Below are 19,293 nucleotides of genomic sequence, written 5' to 3'. Positions count from 1 at the left end.
CCACCGCGCCGGACCAGAGCAATGGGATCGACAGCACGGAATTCAGGACAGATCGCGAACGTGGTCAGACTGTCGGCAAGCGCTCAAAAAAACCAAAAAACGGCATCAGGGGGCCGTTCTTCCCGAAATACTGGCTTCTTCCGTAATCTGGATTCCATAATATTTCAGACGCCGCCACAGCGTCGTACGACTCATCCCCATATCCCTGGCCACTAAATGATGCTTGCCGTGATGGATTTCCAGAAGCCGGATAATCTCCGAACGCTCCATTTTTTCCATTCGGGAACTCACTCCTGGATTGTAGCAAGGTTGAGGCAGCCAGTCCCCTATCTCAACTTGCCCGTCGGAACTCAAGAGCACTGCCCGTTCGATGAGATTTTCCAGCTCTCGCACGTTACCAGGAAAATTGTAGCGGCTGAGTTCATGCAAAACCTCCTCGCTGAAACTGCCGACCGAGCTGTGCATTTTCCGGCGATATTTTTTCAGACAGAAATCCGCCAATAGCGGGATATCTTCCAAGCGCTCTCGTAAAGGCGGAATATGAATGGGGAATACGTTAATTCGATAATAAAGATCCGAGCGAAACCGATTATTTTTAATCTCCGTATCCAGATCTTTATTGGTCGCTGAAATAATACGTACATCGACTTGTCGGTAGCTATTATCACCGACTCTCCGAAAGCGCCCTTCTTGCAGAACTTGCAGCAACTTGACTTGAAGCAGAGCGCTCATTTCGCTGATTTCATCAAGAAAAACCGTTCCCCCATCGGCAGCCTCGAACAAGCCTTTCTGATCGTAAACGGCACCGGTAAACGCGCCTTTTTTATGGCCGAAAAGCTCGCTCTCCAACAGCGCTTCCGGCAACGCTCCACAGTTTTGTTCCACGAACAGCTTGTCCTTGCGCGGACCATTGTAGTGAATATAGCGGGCTAACAAGGTTTTTCCGGTGCCGGTTTCGCCGGTCAACAGCACGGTAACGGGCGTATCGATCACCTTATGGACGAGATCGAACACGCGGCGCATGGCCGAGCTGTGTCCGATGATCTCGCTAAACTTCAGGTCCTTATGGAGTTCCTTCTTGATGAAGGTGTTTTCATCGCGCAACTGTTCGTTAGCGGCTTGCAACTCCGCAAGCAAACGCTCGTTTTCCATGCAAAGCTCGTAGCTGTCCAACGCCCGTTTGACGGTTATCCGCAGCTCTTGGCGGTCCCAAGGCTTTGTCACATATTGATAAATGTGTCCTTTATTGATGGCTTGAATAAGCGCCACCGTATCGGTATAACCGGTCAAAATAATGCGGATGGCATGAGGGCGGATACGAATTGACCTCTGCAATAGCTCGACACCCGTCATTTCCGGCATTCGTTGATCGGCCATAATCAGCGCGATTTCTTGCCGTTCGAGCACGCTCAACGCCTCCATGCCGCTGCGAGCGGTAAATACCTCGTAATCCTCCTCGAAAGTCAGCGTGAGGGTTCGTAAGATATCTTTCTCATCGTCGACGACCAGCAGCTTATAGCGTTTCATGCGATTTTCCTACTCATGTGCACAGGCAGTTCGACCGCAAACTCCGTACCTTCTCCCAACGCACTCGCGACCGTGATCCTGCCACCGTGTTTTTCGACAATCCCATAAGAAATGCTAAGCCCTAGGCCCGTACCCTCACCAATAGGTTTGGTCGTGAAAAAAGGATCGAAAATTCTCTCCAAATCCTTGGCGGGAATACCTTTTCCGGTGTCCTTGATAGCTACTCTAACCCAATCGCTGAAAGACTCTGTTTTGATCCAAACCTGGCCTCTTTCAGGAATTGCTTGGGCGGCATTTTGTAATAAATTCATAAATACCTGATTAATTTGACCCGCATAGCATTCTACGAGAGGCAAGCTGTTATATTCGCGATGAATGGTGATTCGATCCTTGTGTTCTCGCGATAATAAATTCAAGCTGGATTCGATACCGCTTTGCAAATCCGCCATCACCAAACCCAGATCATCGGTACGTGAAAAAGTCCGCAAATCCAGCACGATTTGCTTCACTCTATCAGCGCCGGTCCTACAACTGGCGATCAGCTCCTGTAGCGTTTTTTCTATGGTATCGAATTTGGCAATTTCTTTTTGTTTATCGCCGTGACGGCGTTTTTGGCCGTTTAGGCCATCCAAATTAGAATATGCCAAGACGATTTTGCTGAGGCGTTCGATGTATTCTTCGATAAACTCTAAGTTATTATGCACGAAACTGATCGGATTGTTCAATTCGTGAGCAATTCCAGCGACTAATAAACCCAACGAAGCCATTTTTTCTGAGTGAATCAGTTGCTCTTGGGTGCGGGCCAGGTCTTTGTAGGCCACCTCAAGCTGTTGGTTGCGGTTAGTCAGTTGCTGGTTGACGTCGGTCAGCTCCTGAGTGCGTTCGGTAATCTTGGCTTCCAGCGTGCGGTTGGCTTCTTCCAGGGTCCGCCGGCGCTCCTGCTCCATGCCCAGGGAGCGCGCCAGCAAATGGCCGCCGTACACCAGCATGATGCCTAGCGCGCCGGAAACAATAGGCACCCAAACCGTGAACGCCGTAAAAATCACATGCGCGATCACGCACAAAACGGCCGTGATCGCAACCATGGCCAGCAAACTCACGATTGGCCTTGAAACAACCAAGATCAACCCCGACAGCAAGGTTACGGCCACTATTAAAATCGTGTGTGACAGCTTGCTGAGCTCCTTGACAAAAGAGCCTTCCAGCAAATTACTGATCAGCGTGGCCTGAATCTCGACCCCAGCGGTCGCATTACTCGACACCCAAGAAAACGGCGTAAAAAAAGTATCGCCGGACAAATGCTGGGCTTCTGGAATGGTTTCTAGCGAGCGGCCCACTAAAACGATCTTGTCCTCGAAGATTCCGGGCGGCAACAGCCGCTTATAATCCAGCGCTTGATAGTAGGAAACCGTGGTTATCGTTCGAGGAGGCCCGCGATAGTCAATCAATAATTCCTTATAAAAATCCTGTTTGCTCAATACGTTTCGTTCCGGCGCCGACAAATACTTTCCGACGACCTGCAACGCGAAAGACGACAGACCAGGCGAGAGCAAGCGGGATCGGCGCACGACTCCATCGGCATCGACGGTGATGATGGGGCTGCCCACCGCAGCCACCTTGGCCAAAACAGGCAGGGGATCGATACGGGTGGTAAGGTGAAACAACGGGTCGTTCACAACGCCCAAGGCGCTCACCAATACAACGTTTCCCGTCTCCTGAATAGCCTGTTCCAGCTCATTATCTTCCTGAGATTCGGAAGGCTCCGCAAACAGTATATCCAGCCCGACCACTTTAGCTCCCGCCTCAGCAAGCTGCCGTATCAAGCGTGCGTGAGTGCTGCGCGGCCAAGGCCATTGTCGCTTTATCTCAGCCAAGGACAGCTCATCAATGGCGACGATGACGATTTGACTGGGCGGAGGTCGAACGCCGCGGAGAGTGAATAACAAATCCAGCCCTTTTAACTCTATCAACGAGAAAAAGGACAGATTGGCGATGACCAAGGTCAACCCTGCGGCGATGATGGTAGTGAGCAGGCTCCTTGCCATCGGCCGGGATATTAGGGACATACTCTTCTTATTCCATACTAGCGGGTACTTAAGCTACTCCGACTCGCGGGCGCATGCTCTTCCGCAAAACAGGTAGTGACCGCACTAGCTTGCTGGTATAACGAAATCTCTTCTATCAGGTCTTAACAGCATCATCCCGCGTCGATCAGTGTTAGGTGAAATCCATCAAAATAGTTCATTTGAAAATCTATTTTAGATAGCGGCCAACTCCTTACTCAAAGACCTTAGCGCAAGCCGCCCGCTCGCCGTCAAGTCCTGAGCAAATTACGTACCGACAGGCCAACCCACAAACTTTCTCGGCTGGAGCGCCTTTAAATTTAGTTCGCAATCGCGCGCTTTCGCGCCGTTCGTCCTAGAGGGAGGGCTGCACTGGGGAATAGCGTCCCACCCGAGCGGGTTCACTCTGAAACAACCCTTATAAAGTTAGTCCACTATCGAAACACTGACTTGATATTCTCAGCATGGACCCTATTCAGTCGTCCGCCAAGCCAAGAAATCGAATCTTGAAGCCCGGCGGCGTCTCCTGCCGGAATCAGGGTTGAAAAAATGCTTGCTTGAGCGCGGATCGAAAGCGCCGGAGCGGGAACCAACGCTCGAACCAACGGGCCCGGCCTGTGATAATCTTCGACCAACCGCCGATCACCGACCCACAATGCTGAAAATCGCGACCTGGAATGTCAATTCCTTGAACGTGCGCCTGCCGCACGTGCTGGACTGGCTGCGCGCCGAACAGCCCGACCTGCTGGCGCTCCAGGAAACCAAGCTCACCGATGCGGATTTCCCGACGTTGGACATCGCTGAAGCGGGCTATCAAGCCGTATTTTCCGGTCAGAAAACTTATAACGGCGTGGCGCTTCTCAGCCGGCTGCCAGCTCGCGACATTGTGACTGGTCTACCTGGATCGGATGACCCCCAACGACGGGTCTTGGGCGCGACGGTCGGCGGCGCGCGCATCTTGAATCTCTATGTTCCCAACGGCCAGGCGGTCGGCTCCGAAAAATACGCTTACAAGCTCGATTGGCTGGACCGCCTCGCCGACTGGCTGACGACCGAACTGACCCAACATTCCCAACTGGTGGTGCTGGGCGATTTCAACATCGCCCCGGAAGATCGCGACGTACACGATCCCGCCGCCTGGGCCGGTCATATTTTATGCAGCGGACCGGAGCGGGCCGCGTTTCGGCGGTTGCTGAGCTTGGATTTGCAAGACACGTTCCGCTTGTTTCCACAAGAAGAACAGACTTTTAGCTGGTGGGATTACCGCGCTGGCGCCTTTCGCCGCAACAGGGGCCTGCGCATCGATCATATTCTCGCCAATCCCGCATTGGCGACAACCTGTACGAGTTGCCGCGTGGACAAAACGCCGCGCCGGCTGGAACGCCCGTCCGATCACGCGCCCGTGATCGCCCAATTCGCCATCGACCTCAACTGAGACCTCAAGCAATCAGATTCTTATGGAACATCGACCCCGTAACGTGCTGGTAACCGGCGGCGCCGGTTTCATCGGCTGCAACTTCGTCCGCTATTTGCTGGCGAGCGATCCTGCAATCCGCATCGTCAATCTCGACCTGCTGACCTATGCCGGTTCGCCCGACAACCTGCGCGATCTGCCCGATCCGACCCGCCATACCTTCGTCCGGGGCGACATCTGCGACCGGCCGTTGGTGGATCGACTGCTGCGCGAACACGCCATCGACACTATCGCCCACTTCGCCGCCGAAAGTCATGTCGACCGGTCCATCACCGGCCCGGCGGCCTTCGTGCAAACCAACTTGGTCGGCACCTTTACCCTGCTGGAAGCGGCGCGTCTGGCGTGGCTACCTGGCACGTCAGCCGCTGATTGTCGCTTCCATCACATCTCCACCGATGAGGTGTACGGCACGCTCCAGCGTGACGATCCGCCCTTTACCGAAGTCACCCCTTACGCGCCTAACTCGCCCTACTCCGCGTCCAAGGCCGGTTCCGATCATCTGGTGCGCGCCTATTTCCACACCTATGGGCTACCGGTGGTCACCACCAATTGCTCCAACAACTACGGCCCGTTCCAGCACGGCGAGAAATTCATCCCGACCGTGATTCGCTCCTGTCTGCTGCAAAAACCGATTCCGGTTTACGGTGACGGCAGCAACATCCGCGACTGGCTTTATGTCGAGGATCATTGCCGGGGCATCGATGCCGTGATCCGCAACGGCCAGCCGGGCGAGACCTACAATATCGGCGGCTGCAACGAATGGGCGAACCTCGCTATCGTCAAGCGGATTTGCGCGCTGCTGGACCAGCGCCGCCCGCACCACGCCCCGCACGACCGGCTCATCAGCTTCGTCACCGACCGGCCCGGTCACGACTGGCGTTACGCCATCGACGCCAGCAAGATGGCGCGGGAACTCGACTGGCGGCCGGCGGAAACCTTTGACACCGGCATCGCCAAAACCGTGGAGTGGTATTTGCAGCGCCACGCCGCCGATCCCGCCTGGGGCGGCATGATGGCGGGCGGTCGATGAATCCATTGCGGATCGGCCGCTGGTTGGTGGTGATCGGCGGCATCTTCACTGTCGTTGGCCTGAGCACCGGCTTCGCGGCGATGACCACCGGCGAACGAGGGTTGATTTTGAACCTGCTGGGCTTGGTGCCGGTCGGAGTGTTGACGGCTTTTTGCGGCACCATCCTCGTCGTCCTGACCGAGCCGCGCGGCGCGGCGCCCCCCGCCGAGCCAGAAGCCAGCCTCGATTCCGATTCCGAACATCACGAACCGAAACCATGAGCCATCCCGCCTTCGAATCCTTGCGCAAGCACCCCGTTCCCGCTCTGCGGCTGGAATTTCAAGAATACCGCCACCGCGCCACCGGCGCGCGGCACCTTCACCTGGCCGCCGACGATCCACACAATGCCTTCATGGTCGCGTTCCTGACCGTGCCACAAGATTCGACCGGCGTAGCTCATATCCTCGAACACACCTCGCTGTGCGGCAGCCGGCGCTATCCGGTGCGCGATCCGTTTTTCATGATGATCCGGCGCTCGCTTAACACCTTCATGAACGCCTTCACCAGCAGCGACTGGACCGCTTATCCTTTCGCCAGCCAGAACAAAAAGGATTTCAACAACCTGCTGGACGTGTACCTGGACGCGACCTTCTTCCCGCTGCTGGACGAGCGCGATTTCGCCCAGGAAGGCCACCGGCTGGAATTCGCCGATCCCGCCGATCCTAATTCGGAGCTGGCCTTCAAGGGCGTGGTGTTCAACGAGATGAAAGGCGCGCTCAGTTCGCCGGTGCAACGGCTGGGGCTGGCGCTGCAAAGCCGGCTGTTCCCGACCACCACCTATCACTACAACAGCGGCGGCGAACCCGAAGCCATCCTCGATCTCAGTTACGAGCAACTCAAGGCCTTCCACGCCCGCCACTACCATCCGTCGAACGCCATCTTCCTAACCTACGGCGACATTCCCGCCGCCGAGCATCAGGCGCGCTTCGAGACCGGCGCGCTGAACCAGTTTCAAGCGCTGAAACTGGATTTGGCCATTCCCGCCGAACGGCGTTACCGCGCGCCGGTCGTTGACACCATCCACTATCCGCTGGACGGTGAGGAAGATTTGACCGACCAAACCCATATCGTCATCGGTTGGCTGCTGGGACCGATCACCGATCCGCTGGCGACCTTACGGGCGCGGTTGCTGAGCGACGTGTTGCTGGACAACAGCAGTTCGCCGCTGCGGCACGCGCTGGAAACCTCCGAACTCGGCGCATCGCCCTCGCCGCTGTGCGGCTTCGACACCTCGACCCGCGAAGCGACCTTCGTCTGCGGTCTGGAAGGCTCCAACCCCGAACAGGCGGAAGCGGTCGAAACCTTGGTGCTCGATGTGTTGCGCCGGGTCGCCGCCGAGAGCGTGCCGCAAGAAGCCGTGGACGCCGCCCTGCATCAACTGGAATTGAGCGAGCGGGAAATCACCGGCGACGGCTTCCCATACGGCCTGCATCTGCTGATGGAAGCGTTGACCCCGGCGATTCACGGCGGCGATCCGATCCCCGCGCTCGACAGCAATCCGCTGCTGGAGCAATTGCGGACCGAAAGCCGGTCTGCGGATTTCATCCCTGGTTTGGTCCGGCAACTGCTGCTGGACAACCCGCATCGGGTCCGGCTGGCCATGACGCCCGACCCGGAATTGAGCGGCCGGCAGGCGGCGAGCGAGCACCAGCGGCTGGCCGCGCTCCGAGTGGCGTTGGCCGACACCGACAAAATCCGCATCGCTCTCCAGGCGCAAGCGCTGGCCGAACGCCAGCGGCAACAGGACGACCCCGAATTGCTGCCGCGCGTCGAGCTGGGCGACGTGCCAGCGGATTTTAGAATCCCTGAAGGCGTCGCCCGTCCGGCCGGAGTACTACCCGCGCATTGGTACGCGCAAGGCACCAACGGCATGGTCTACCTGCAAGCGGTGCTCGATCTGCCCGCGCTGAAGGACGATGAGTTGGATTTGTTGCCGCTGTTCTGCGCCTGTCTGACCGAAGTCGGCAGCGCCGGCCGCGACTATCGGACCACTCAAGCCCTGCAAGCGGCCGCGACCGGCGGCATCAACGCCCGCGCCACCGTGCGCGGTGGGGTGGATGACGTGACACAGGCCAAGGGCGTGCTGGTGCTGGCCGGCAAGGCGCTGGCCCGCAATCAGACCCGGCTTTCGGAATTGCTGTGGGAAACCTTGACCGACGCCCGCTTCGATGAGTTGCCGCGCTTGCGGGAACTGGTCGCGCAAATTCGCGCCCAACGCGAGGAAGGAATCACCGATCACGGTCACATGCTGGCGCTCGCCGCCGCCAGCGCCGGTTTGAGCCCAGTGGCCGCCTTGAGCCATCGCTGGGATGGCTTGCAGGGCTTGAAAAACCTCAAGGCGTTGGATGATGCGCTGGACGGTGCCGGGGCGCTGGGCGGTTTCGCCGCGCGGCTGGAGCGCCTGCGCGAGCGACTGTGCGACGCGCCGAGGCAATTGCTGGTGGTGAGCGAAGCGGAACGGCAAGAGAGCATCGCCGAAGCGCTGGCCGCCCGCTGGCGGGACGGCCGCACCGTGCCGCACCCCTTCGCGCTGGCCGTACCTGACGCTCAGCCCGTCAGACAAGCGTTTCGGGTCAATACCCAGATCAATTTTTGCGCCAAGGCTTATCCGACGGTCGCACCCGGTCATCCCGACGCGCCCGCCTTGCAAGTGCTGGGCGATTTTCTCCGCAACGGCCACCTGCATCGAGCAATTCGCGAGCAGGGTGGCGCTTACGGCGGTGGCGCGGGTTACCATCCCGACAGCGGGTCATTCCGGTTCTATTCGTATCGCGATCCGCGGTTGCTGGCAACCTTTGCCGATTTCGACCGGGCGCTGGACTGGTTGCAGGAAACCGACCATCCCGCGCGAACGTTGGAAGAAGCGATTCTCGGCGTGATCGCCGCCATCGACAAACCCGGTTCGCCCGCGGGTGAAGCGGTCAGCGCCTTCTTCGGCACATGGTTTGGCCGCACGCCGGAACAACGTCGCGCCTTCCGTCGGCAGGTGCTCGCCGTCACGCTAGACGACCTCAAGCGGGTCGCGGCGACCTATTTGCAACCGGCGCGAGCGGCTAGCGCGGTGCTGGGAAATGTCCGGACCTTGGTGGATTTGACGGATTGGGCGGTTGCGACGGTTTGAACCGATCTCCGCTCCATCTAACCGGCAGGAACGCCACCGTTCACAGGATAAGCACCATGGAAATCTTCGTCTATCACACCCCTGACCTCGTACCGGATTTGAGCAAGAAAGCCCGCAAGGGTGGCCTCAATCTCGACATGCCCGCTTGCGCCATCGTCATCGACGTGCTGCGCGCCACCACCACCATGGCGACGGCGCTGCAATCCGGCGCGGAAGCCATTCAAGTGTTCGACGATCTCGACGAACTGTTCCGCTTCAGCAAGCGCTGGCCGGCCAACAAACGTCTGCTGGCCGGCGAGCGCAGCGGCGAAAAGCTGGATGGCTTCGATCTGGGTAACTCGCCCTCGGAATGCACGCCCGATCAAGTCGGTGGCAAGCGGATTTTCATGAGCACCACCAACGGCACCCGCGCCTTGGAACGGGTCCAACAAGTGCCGATCCTGCTCACGGCTTCATTGACCAATCGCGCGGCGGTCGTCCGATTTTTATTGCAGGAGCAACCGCATACGGTTTGGATCGTGGCGGCGGGCTGGCGTGGCAGCTTTTCCTTGGAAGACACCATCTGCGCTGGGGCCATCGCCTGCGGGCTCAGCGTCGAACGCGACAGCGACTGCGCGGGCGACGACGAATCCATCGCCGCCATGGCTTTGTTCGAGCGCTGGGAAACACGGTTGCCGCAACTGCTGCGCTACGCCCATCACGGGCGCGGCCTGGCGGCCTTGGGTTGTGAGGAGGATTTGGATTATTGCGCGCGGCTCGACAGCGTCGCTGTGGTGCCGCTGCAAGTCGAACCGGGCGTGTTGAAACCGGCGCGACTGGATTGAAAAGCCGCCCCTGCCATCTTCTCGCACCGGTGGGAGAAGGGCAGGCGCGCGAGTCTCTCCAGCGCGCCCAAACCGCATCAAAACACCGCCGCGCCGTTCAGCGGACGATGTACTTCTGACCTTCGCCCGCGATGAAATCGAACAGTTTCTGGACGTTGGCGGAAGGCGCGCCCTTGGTCAGGGCTGTGACCGGCCGGCCGACTTCCGGCGTTTCCGGCGAATGCAGGCTGCCCTTGTCCTGAGCGGCCATCGGTCCCGCGCCGACCGCGCCAGACGTTTCGGCGATCTTCTTTTTTAGATCGGAGGCTTCGGCCACTTCCTGAAGATTGGCCTTGGGCCATTCGCCGCCCTCCATGATTTTTTCTTGCCACAGCTTGTTGGTGCCGGTCATCTTGGTCGGAAACACCACGACCACCGGCTTGTCGGGACCGCCCACTTCCTTCCAGTTGGTGGTCTTGCCGGTGAAAATCCCCTTGAGCTGTTCCTTGGATAAGCTCTTGACCGCCGCCAAATCCTTGTGGGCCAAGACTTGAATCTTGTCGCGGCCGATCACGCGAAACTTGAAATCCTTGGGATTGGCGATCTCATGGCCTTTCTGCTTCATCAGCTCCAGCCAAGCTTCGAAGCTCAACCCGGCCGCCGCCACGTCGATGGCACCTTTTTCAACGTTGATAAACGCCTGATCCGGCCCTTCCGAGGTCAATGTCAGTTGCACGCCACTTGCTTTCTCGAACGGTTCCTTGACTTTCTTGAAGATGTTTTCGATGGGGGCCGCACCGCCGCCGATCTTAAGTTCGTCCGCGCCGGCCACCGCCGGACCGAACCCTGCGCTCAAAGCGGCCGCCAAGCCGGTCACCAAAAGCAGTTTCCTAAAGTTTTTCATGCTGTTGCTCCATAAGGCTCTTCTACGTTAATCACCGGTAAGGAAGCGGCCGCCGCTCGCTGGCGCGCCGCCAATTGAAAGAACGCCATTTGCTCCACCAGATTCGCGGCCTCTCGATTCAGCGATTCGCTGGCCGCCGCTGCTTGTTCGGTCAAGGCCGCATTGCCTTGCGCCACTTGATCCATGGTGGCGATGCCTTGATTGACCTGTTCGATGCCGCGCGCCTGTTCCTGACTGGCCGCCGCCAGCTCGGCCACGATGTCGCTGGCCCGCTTGACGGTGGTGATGATTTCCTCCAGGGTCTGGCCCGACTGATTGACCAGCCGGTCGCCTTCCTCGACCTTGCTCACGCTATCGGCGATCAGCGTCCGAATTTCGCGGGCGGCCTCGGCGCTGCGCTGGGCCAGCTTGCGCACTTCGCCGGCCACCACCGCGAAACCGCGCCCCTGCTCGCCCGCCCGCGCCGCCTCCACCGCCGCGTTGAGCGCCAGCAGGTTGGTTTGAAAGGCGATATCGTTGACCACGTTGATGATGTCGCCGATCTTCCGGCTGCTGTCGTTGACCGCCACCATGGCTTCGACGGTTTGCCGGACCACCGCGCCGCCGTGCTCCGCTTGCGCGCGCGCGTCGGACACCAATTGCTCGGCTTGCCGCGCGCCGGCGGCGTTGCGTTGGACGATCTCGGTCAGCCGTTGGACGTTAGAGGCGGTGTCGTGAAGGGTGGACGTTTGCTGGGCGGTGCGCTGCTTGATATCGGTGTTGCCTTGGGCGATGTCGCTGGCGACGCTGCCGATGGTGTCCGCCGCGTGTCGTACCTCGCCGACCACCGACCGCAGCCGGCCGGTCATGTCCTGCATCGCGGTCAGCAGTTGCCCCATCTCATCCTTCGGGTAAATCTCGTCGTTTGCGCCCTCCAGCACGCCGTGGGCGATGTCGCCCGCGCGGGTTACCGCCTTGCGCAAATGACCCAACACCAATTTGCGGAACAGCCACAGCACCAGCAGGCTGGTCACCACGACGGTGGCGGCCATCATCGCCGCCAGCGCCCACCGCAGTCGGCGCAAATCCTCAGCGGTCCGGGCGTCCAATCGCTGGAGTTCCCCGGTGCTGCGCGCCGCGATTTCGGTCTGTTGCCGCTCCACTCGATCCAGGTTGTAGCCCACACGCACTTCGCCCAACTTTGCACCGCTGTCGTGGACCTCTTCGTGGACGATCCGGTCGGCGGGATGGCCGTCCGCCTTGCCGGCGCTGGCGACCGACTTACCTTCCTCAGTGCGAAAATCGACGAACGAAATGTCACCGTCCTTGCCGACCAGCTCCGCCAAAGTCTGCACGGCCCGATAGTCGTAATTGGCGAAGGACTGCTCGGAGCTCGCCGCCATCAACTGGGTGAGTTGCTTGACCTTAAACCGCTGATCGTCCTGAAGTTTCTTGATTTGGTCCTGACTCATCGCCGTCACCAAACCCCGCAGCGTGGCGTCGAACTGCCGGATCATGTCGGATTCCAGCCGTCCGATCAAAAAGGCGGTTACGGTGAATAACAGCCCTAGAGTCAATACAACCGAGCCAAGATATTTTCCTGAAAGGCCATTATTAATTTTTAATGTCTCCACATTAACTTTCACATGAATACCTTCCTAGGGGTGAAAATAACTATATCGAAATGTACGTCTTATAAAAATTACAATATAAATTTATTATAATAGAGTCTTTGATTGAACATACTATTCAATCATAAATAAAAAATCTAATACATAGTGGATTACTAAGAATATTAAGCAAAGTGACGCCAGAGCCAGAGCATGGAGAAATGGCTTAGCAAAAACTGGGCCGAGGCTCTTAAAAGCCTTAATTTGCGGTTTTTTCTCAGTGCGCTGACCACCCATATAAAAGCGAGATCAGCAGGTTAGAAAAAAATAACCCGCCAGAACCGTCGGGTGGAGGGACGCTGGCGATAAAGCTGCGACTGTTTTTTGGCGGCCCCTCTTCAATCTGAAGAGGGGTTTTTGACGTTGGAGACGCTTAGGCGACCTTGGCGAACGCCTCGATCACTTCCGGCGGGGCTTGAATCAGTTCGATCAGCACACCTTCACCGCTCAGAGGCGTGGCGTCGTTGCCCTTGGGATGTAGGAAGCAGACATCGTAACCGGCCGCGCCCTTGCGGATGCCGCCGGGGGTGAAGCGCATTCCCTTGGCGGTCAGCCACTCCACCGCCGCTTTCAGATCGCTGATCCACAGACCGATGTGATTGAGCTGTGGCTCGTGTACCTTGGGCGCCTTGCCGGGGTCGATCGGCTGCATTAAATCCACTTCCACCTTGAACGGACCGGTACCGATGGCGGCGATATCCTCGTCGACGTTTTCGCGCTCGCTGCGGAAATTGCCGGTCATGGTCAGGCCCAAGGTATCCACCCACAACCGACTCAGCTTCGACTTGTCTAGGCCACCGATGGCGATCTGTTGAATACCAAGCACTTTAAAAGGTCTATCGGACACAAGAGCCTCCTGGTTGATGATGCATTTGCATGGGAAAAGCGCTCAATCATTTCAGTATGTCATCCCACTTTCCGATTGCAACCGCACCCTATACTTTTCAACGCGATTCCTTGCCGGGAATCACCTTGATCTTCGGTTATACTTTCAAGGTACTGTCAACCCCTCGTGTTTCGATCCATCGGAGGATGCGCATGGCTAACCCACAACAAACGGACGCGGCAACCCCGACGTTCAATGAATTTCCCCCAACCCCTTACGAGGAATGGCGCAAGGCCATCGATAAGATATTGAAAGGGGCGCCGTTCGAAAAACGGCTGATCACCAAGACCTATGAGGACATCGATCTCCAACCGATGTACCGGCAGGAAGATATCGAAGGGCTGCCGCATCTGGACAGCCTGCCCGGCTTTGCGCCCTACCTGCGTGGGACGACTCCATTGGGCTATGTCACCCACAGTTGGGACGTGGCGCAGGAACTGCCCTACGCGACGCCAGCCGTTTTCAACGCGGCCTTGCGCACCGATCTGGAGCGCGGTCAGAACGCGGTCAATCTGGTGCTCGACCGCCCGACCCTGTCCGGTATCGACGCCGATCAAGCCGAAGCGGATGACGTCGGCAGAGGCGGTCTGTCGGTCTCCAGCGTCGCCGATCTGGCCCAGGCTTTAGCCGGTGTGGACCTCGAAAAAACGCCGGTTTACATTCAGGCCAGCACCAGCGCCTTGACCGTCACCGCCCTGCTGGCGGCGCTGGTCCAACAGCAAGGCAAGGCGCTGGACAAAGTGCGCGGCGCGATCGGCATGGACCCGCTCGGCCAACTGGCCCGCGACGGCCGCCTGCCGCGCGATCTGGAGGGCATCTACGACGTGATGGCGCAACTGACCGCCTGGGCCAAGGCCAAGGCCCCGCAGTTGCAGACCATCACCGTCCAAGGCAGTCCGTACCACAACGGCGGCGCCAGCGCCACTCAGGAACTGGCGTTCATGCTGGCGACCGGAGTGGAGTATCTGCGCGCCATGCAGGCGCGTGGTCTCAGCGTGAATGACGCCGCGCCCCGCTTCCGCTTCGCCTTGTCCATCGGCTCCAACTTCTTCATGGAAATCGCCCGGCTGCGCGCGGCGCGGCTGTTGTGGGCCAAGATCGTCCAAGCCTTCGGCGGTGACGAAGCCGCGCAGAAGATGAGCTTGCACGCGCGCACCTCGGCCTGGAACCAGACCGTTTACGATCCGCACGTCAACCTGCTGCGCGCCACCACCGAGGCGTTTTCCGGCGCGGTCGGCGGCTGCGACAGCCTGCACATTTCGCCGTTCGATGAACTGCTGCGAGTGCCGGATGAATTCTCGCGCCGGGTCGCCCGCAACACCCACACCGTGCTGCGCGAGGAAAGTCACATCACCCGCACGGTCGATCCCGCCGGCGGCTCCTGGTACGTCGAAAATCTGACCGATTCGGTCGCTCGCAAGACCTGGGGCATTTTCCAGGAGGTCGAGAAGCAGGGCGGCATGACCAAAGCCTTGAGCGCCGGTTGGCCGCAGGCGCAAGTCGCCGACACCGCCGCCAAGCGCGCCGCCAACATCGCCAAACGCAAGGACATCTTCGTCGGCACCAACATGTATCCGAACTTGAAGGAAACCCGGATCGAACCGACTCCGACCGATGCCTGGGCGGTGCAGACCGAACGCGCCACGGCGCTGAACGATTTTCGCAAGACCGCGACCGGCCAAAAACAGGCGGCGCTGGATACACTGGCCAAAGCGGGTGCGAACGGCGTCGATGCCGCGATTCAGGCGGCGCTGGCCGGTGCGACGTTGGGTGAAATCGCCCAAGCGGCGCGCAGCAACGCCAAGCCCGGTCCTACGCTGAAACCCATCCACGCCCAGCGTGGCGCGCAGGCGTTCGAAGCGTTGCGCCAGACGGCGGAAAACTACGTGGCCCGCACCGGCCTGCGGCCGATGGTCTTCCTGGCCAACATGGGGCCGCTGACCCAGCACAAGGCCCGCGCCGATTTCGTCACGGCGTTTTTAGGGGTGGGCGGCTTCGAAACCACCTATCCCGAAGGCTTCAAGACCCCGGATGAAGCGGCCGACGCGGCGCTGGCTTCCCAGGCCAAGGCGGTGGTGATCTGCTCCACCGACGCCACCTATCCCGACATCGTGCCGGCGCTGGTGGCGAAACTCAAAAAGGCCAATCCCGAACTGCTGGTGCTGCTGGCCGGTTATCCCACCGATCAGGTCGATGCGCTCAAGGCCGCCGGCGTGGATGACTTCATCCACCTCGCCGCCAATTGCCAAAATCTATTAACGATGTTGCAAAAGAAGATGGGGGTCGCCCAATGAGTCAATCGCCTGATTTCACCACCATGGCCTATGGCGTGAACTTCGCCAAGCCCAGCTTTGCCGACTGGAAAGCCTCGGTCGAAAAAGCCTCCGGCAAGACCCTGGAGCAACTGGTTTCGGCCACCATGGAGCAGATTGATGTCAAGCCGCTTTACACCCGCGATGACATCACAGACCTGAAACATCTCGGCTACGTCGCCGGGGTGCCGCCGTTCCTGCGCGGGCCTTATCCCGCCATGTACGTCACCCAGCCGTGGACGGTGCGCCAGTACGCCGGTTTCTCCACGGCCGAGGAATCCAACGCCTTCTACCGCCGCAATCTGGCCGCCGGGCAGAAAGGCTTGTCGATTGCCTTTGACCTGGCGACCCATCGCGGCTATGACTCGGATCATCAGCGCGTGGTCGGCGATGTCGGCAAAGCCGGCGTGGCCATCGACTCGCTGCTGGACATGGAAATCCTGTTCGGCGGCATTCCGCTCGATCAGATGTCGGTGTCGATGACCATGAACGGCGCGGTGCTGCCGGTACTGGCGTTCTACATCGTCGCCGCCGAAGAACAGGGCGTCTCGCACGAGAAGCTGACCGGCACCATTCAGAACGACATTCTGAAAGAGTACATGGTGCGCAACACCTACATCTATCCGCCCGATCCGTCGATTCGGATCATCGGGGACATCTTCTCCTACACCTCGAAAGAGATGCCGAAGTTCAACAGCATCTCGATTTCCGGCTACCACATGCAGGAAGCGGGGGCGACCGCCGATCTGGAACTGGGCTACACCCTGGCCGACGGGCTGGAGTACGTCCGCACCGGCATCAAGGCGGGGATGGATGTCGATACTTTCGCGCCTCGGCTGTCGTTCTTCTGGGCCATCGGCATGAACTACTTCATGGAAGTGGCCAAGATGCGCGCCGGGCGCTTGCTGTGGGCCAAGATCATCAAGCAGTTCAACCCGAAGATGGACAAGTCGATGGCGCTGCGCACCCACAGCCAGACGTCCGGTTGGAGCCTGACCGAGCAAGACCCGTTCAACAACGTCGCCCGCACCTGCATCGAGGCGCTGGCGGCGGCGCTGGGCCACACCCAGTCGCTGCACACCAACGCCCTGGACGAAGCCATCGCGTTGCCGACCGACTTTTCGGCGCGCATCGCCCGCAATACCCAGCTCTACCTGCAAGATGAAACCTCGGTCTGCAAGGTGCTCGATCCGTGGGGCGGCTCCTACTACGTCGAGGCGCTGACCAACGAACTGATCAAGCGGGCTTGGGGCCACATTCAGGAAGTGGAAAGCTTGGGCGGCATGGCCAAGGCCATCGAAACCGGCCTGCCCAAGATGCGCATCGAGGAAGCGGCGGCGCGGCGGCAAGCGCAGATCGACTCCGGCAAGGAAACCATCGTCGGCGTGAACAAGTACCGGCTGGCCAAGGAAGACAAGCTGGATATTTTGAGCATCGACAACACCGCCGTGCGCGAAGCCCAGGTGCAACGCCTGCACAAGCTGCGCGCCAACCGCGACGAGGCCAAGGTGAAGGCGTGCCTGAGCGCCATCACCGAAGCGGCCAACGCCGGTTCCGGCAATTTGCTGGAAAAAGCGGTGGAAGCGGCTCGCGCCCGCGCCTCGTTGGGCGAAATCTCGGATGCGATGGAAAAGGTGTTCGGCCGGCATAAGGCCGTCATTCGCGCCATTTCCGGCGTCTACAGCAGCGAATTCGGCGAGGCCGAGGAAATCGCCAAAGTCCGGCAGATGGCCGATGAGTTCGAGAAGAACGAAGGCCGCCGCCCGCGCATCCTGGTGGCCAAGCTCGGCCAGGACGGCCACGACCGGGGCGCGAAGGTGATCGCCACCGCGTTTGCCGATCTCGGCTTCGATGTGGACATCGGCGCGCTGTTCCAGACCCCGGAAGAAGTCGCCCGCCAAGCGGTGGAAAACGACGTGCATGTGGTCGGCATGAGTTCGCTGGCCGCCGGTCACAAGACCTTGTTGCCGCAACTGATTGCGGAACTGAAGAAGCTGGGCCGCGAGGACATCATGGTGGTCATCGGCGGTGTGATCCCCGCCCAGGACTACGAGTACCTCAAGGCCAACGGCGCCGCCGCCATCTTCGGCCCCGGCACGGTGATCCCGGTCGCCGCGCAGAAGGTGCTGGTGGAGTTGAACGAACGGTTGGCGGCATGAAGCTAATGTGAGGAGTCAATGGCCCTCGCCCTACGGTGGGCGAGGGCCATGGCATATAGCGCTCGGATGAGGGCGGCGTGACTTTAATTGCCCGCGCTTCCCCAGATCATGCTATTCACTCCTTCGCTGCGAAGGCTATACACGGCAACTCATAGATCCCTTATTTCGTTACGAACGATAAAAGACCTAGATGTTTAACATCAAACTATTATGGATAAACGATATCAGATTTTCGTCAGCTCAACCCATGTCGGCCTGAGAAAAGAGCGGCGACAAGTCATCCAAACCCTTATGGAACTGAATTGCATTCCGGCTGGGGTAGAGTTTTCCCCGCTTCAAGATGAAGAACAATGGAATTTTACCAAAAGAATAATCAGTGACTGCGACTATTATTTATTGCTAATAGGGGGCCCGCCTGAAGCAGTCAGTGAAGAAAGCGTAGGCTGCGCGGAACAGGAATTTGATTACGCGGTCGCCAGCGGGTTAAAAGTGATTGCCCTCGCTCATGAAAATCCTGATGAAGCACTCACCGAACAACCAGCTATCGATCCGGTACTTGGAGAAAAATTAAAAGCATTTCGAGCGAAGATCAGCAACGGCCGTTCCGTGAAATTCTGGAAAGAGTCCGATGATCTTCCGGGCCTGATTGCCTTGCGTGTTTTAAAAACTGTAAAAACCTACCCTGCAATCGGCTGGACGAGATCCAATCGCACGAGTAACGAAGATATCCTCAATGAATTGATCCACCTTAGAAAACAAAATGATGCTTACCAAGCCGAACTCACTCACCTAAAGTCAGAACTCCAGTTTTCGACTATTGATCTCGCCGACTTCGATGATACATTCACCATCCACGGCACGACGCGGGTTCGCGTGGGCAGTGATAAAACACCTTATGATCGCGCTTGGGGGATGATCGTCAGCTGGGCGCGAATATTTGCACTGATCGCCCCATACCTTGAAGAGCGTCCACAGAATTCAAAAGTAAAACAGTGGCTTGCCGACGAATTGGCCGACTCCCTGGATGCTGGTGGCCATGCCAGAGCAATCAACGATCAGGAATTCAAAACGATAGCCATACAGTTGCAGGCCTATGGTTTAATCGAAATAACTCCCTTGGACACCGCTGGCGGTGGAACAGAGTTAGTGTGGTCCCTGACTCCCAAAGGGAGGAAAACCATGTTTGAGTTACGAACGGTGAAAAAAATTCATGTATGAACATCAAACCGGCAAAAAGCTATTCGGCGTTCAGCGTGTTGCGACTGGATTAGGTTTTTGCCCAGAAAACTCTAAGCCATTGCTGTTTTGAACAGGCTGTTACCCCAA

At 58.6% G+C, this 19,293-nt stretch carries 13 protein-coding genes; 8 read left to right on the top strand and 5 right to left on the bottom strand.

Annotation, left to right across the window (positions count from 1 at the left end; all coding sequences use genetic code 11):
* Nucleotides 1-105 precede the first annotated feature (105 nt).
* Together IPK09_01200 and IPK09_01195 are read right to left on the bottom strand one after the other, a co-directional pair.
* A complete protein-coding gene (locus IPK09_01200; protein ID MBK7982228.1) occupies nt 106-1,527 on the bottom strand; it encodes a sigma-54-dependent Fis family transcriptional regulator in 1,422 nt (473 codons plus the stop codon).
* On the bottom strand, nt 1,524-3,593 hold the full coding sequence (locus IPK09_01195) for a CHASE2 domain-containing protein (protein ID MBK7982227.1): 2,070 nt from the start codon (nt 3,591-3,593) through the stop codon (nt 1,524-1,526). Before IPK09_01195 ends, IPK09_01200 begins: the two co-directional genes overlap by 4 nt.
* A 655-nt stretch (nt 3,594-4,248) precedes the next feature.
* Here IPK09_01195 and xth point away from each other — a divergent pair.
* From xth to IPK09_01170, 5 genes are read left to right on the top strand one after another with little or no spacing between them, the layout of a single operon-like run.
* Nucleotides 4,249-5,025: an exodeoxyribonuclease III gene (gene xth, locus IPK09_01190; GenBank protein ID MBK7982226.1), complete on the top strand. Its 777-nt coding sequence runs from the start codon at nt 4,249-4,251 to the stop codon at nt 5,023-5,025.
* 22 nt (nt 5,026-5,047) lie between these two features.
* Nucleotides 5,048-6,094 carry a dTDP-glucose 4,6-dehydratase gene (rfbB, locus tag IPK09_01185; protein ID MBK7982225.1) on the top strand — a complete coding sequence of 349 codons (1,047 nt, stop codon included), beginning with the start codon at nt 5,048-5,050 and terminating at the stop codon, nt 6,092-6,094.
* Nucleotides 6,091-6,354, top strand: a complete 264-nt coding sequence (locus IPK09_01180; protein MBK7982224.1) for a hypothetical protein — start codon at nt 6,091-6,093, stop codon at nt 6,352-6,354. Before rfbB ends, IPK09_01180 begins: the two co-directional genes overlap by 4 nt.
* Nucleotides 6,351-9,254 (top strand): insulinase family protein, encoded by a 2,904-nt coding sequence (locus IPK09_01175; GenBank protein MBK7982223.1) that lies wholly within the window; start codon nt 6,351-6,353, stop codon nt 9,252-9,254. The genes IPK09_01180 and IPK09_01175 overlap by 4 nt, the downstream gene beginning before the upstream one ends.
* Before the next feature lie 56 nt (nt 9,255-9,310).
* A complete protein-coding gene (locus IPK09_01170) occupies nt 9,311-10,078 on the top strand; it encodes a 2-phosphosulfolactate phosphatase family protein (GenBank protein ID MBK7982222.1) in 768 nt (255 codons plus the stop codon).
* Nucleotides 10,079-10,175: 97 nt separating this feature from the next.
* On the opposite strand, the gene IPK09_01165 is transcribed toward IPK09_01170, so the two are convergent.
* From IPK09_01165 to IPK09_01155, 3 genes are all read right to left on the bottom strand, one after another.
* Nucleotides 10,176-10,961 (bottom strand): substrate-binding domain-containing protein, encoded by a 786-nt coding sequence (locus IPK09_01165; protein MBK7982221.1) that lies wholly within the window; start codon nt 10,959-10,961, stop codon nt 10,176-10,178.
* A complete protein-coding gene (locus IPK09_01160) occupies nt 10,958-12,517 on the bottom strand; it encodes a methyl-accepting chemotaxis protein (protein ID MBK7982220.1) in 1,560 nt (519 codons plus the stop codon). The genes IPK09_01165 and IPK09_01160 overlap by 4 nt, the downstream gene beginning before the upstream one ends.
* A 466-nt stretch (nt 12,518-12,983) precedes the next feature.
* A complete protein-coding gene (locus tag IPK09_01155; protein MBK7982219.1) occupies nt 12,984-13,457 on the bottom strand; it encodes a VOC family protein in 474 nt (157 codons plus the stop codon).
* 191 nt (nt 13,458-13,648) lie between these two features.
* On the opposite strand from IPK09_01155, the gene IPK09_01150 reads away from it, so the two are divergent.
* The 3 genes from IPK09_01150 to IPK09_01140 all read left to right on the top strand — a co-directional run bounded on the left by IPK09_01150 (nt 13,649) and on the right by IPK09_01140 (nt 19,185).
* Nucleotides 13,649-15,790 carry an acyl-CoA mutase large subunit family protein gene (locus IPK09_01150; GenBank protein MBK7982218.1) on the top strand — a complete coding sequence of 714 codons (2,142 nt, stop codon included), beginning with the start codon at nt 13,649-13,651 and terminating at the stop codon, nt 15,788-15,790.
* The gene (gene scpA / locus IPK09_01145; protein MBK7982217.1) at nt 15,787-17,967 is read left to right on the top strand and encodes a methylmalonyl-CoA mutase; all 2,181 of its coding nucleotides are present in this window, start codon (nt 15,787-15,789) and stop codon (nt 17,965-17,967) included. The genes IPK09_01150 and scpA overlap by 4 nt, the downstream gene beginning before the upstream one ends.
* A 210-nt stretch (nt 17,968-18,177) precedes the next feature.
* A complete protein-coding gene (locus tag IPK09_01140) occupies nt 18,178-19,185 on the top strand; it encodes a DUF4062 domain-containing protein (protein ID MBK7982216.1) in 1,008 nt (335 codons plus the stop codon).
* Nucleotides 19,186-19,293 lie beyond the last annotated feature (108 nt).

The sequence above is a fragment of the Candidatus Competibacteraceae bacterium genome (assembly GCA_016713505.1).
Classification (GTDB): domain Bacteria; phylum Pseudomonadota; class Gammaproteobacteria; order Competibacterales; family Competibacteraceae; genus Competibacter_A.
This window is presented reverse-complemented; position numbering and strand designations above follow the sequence as displayed.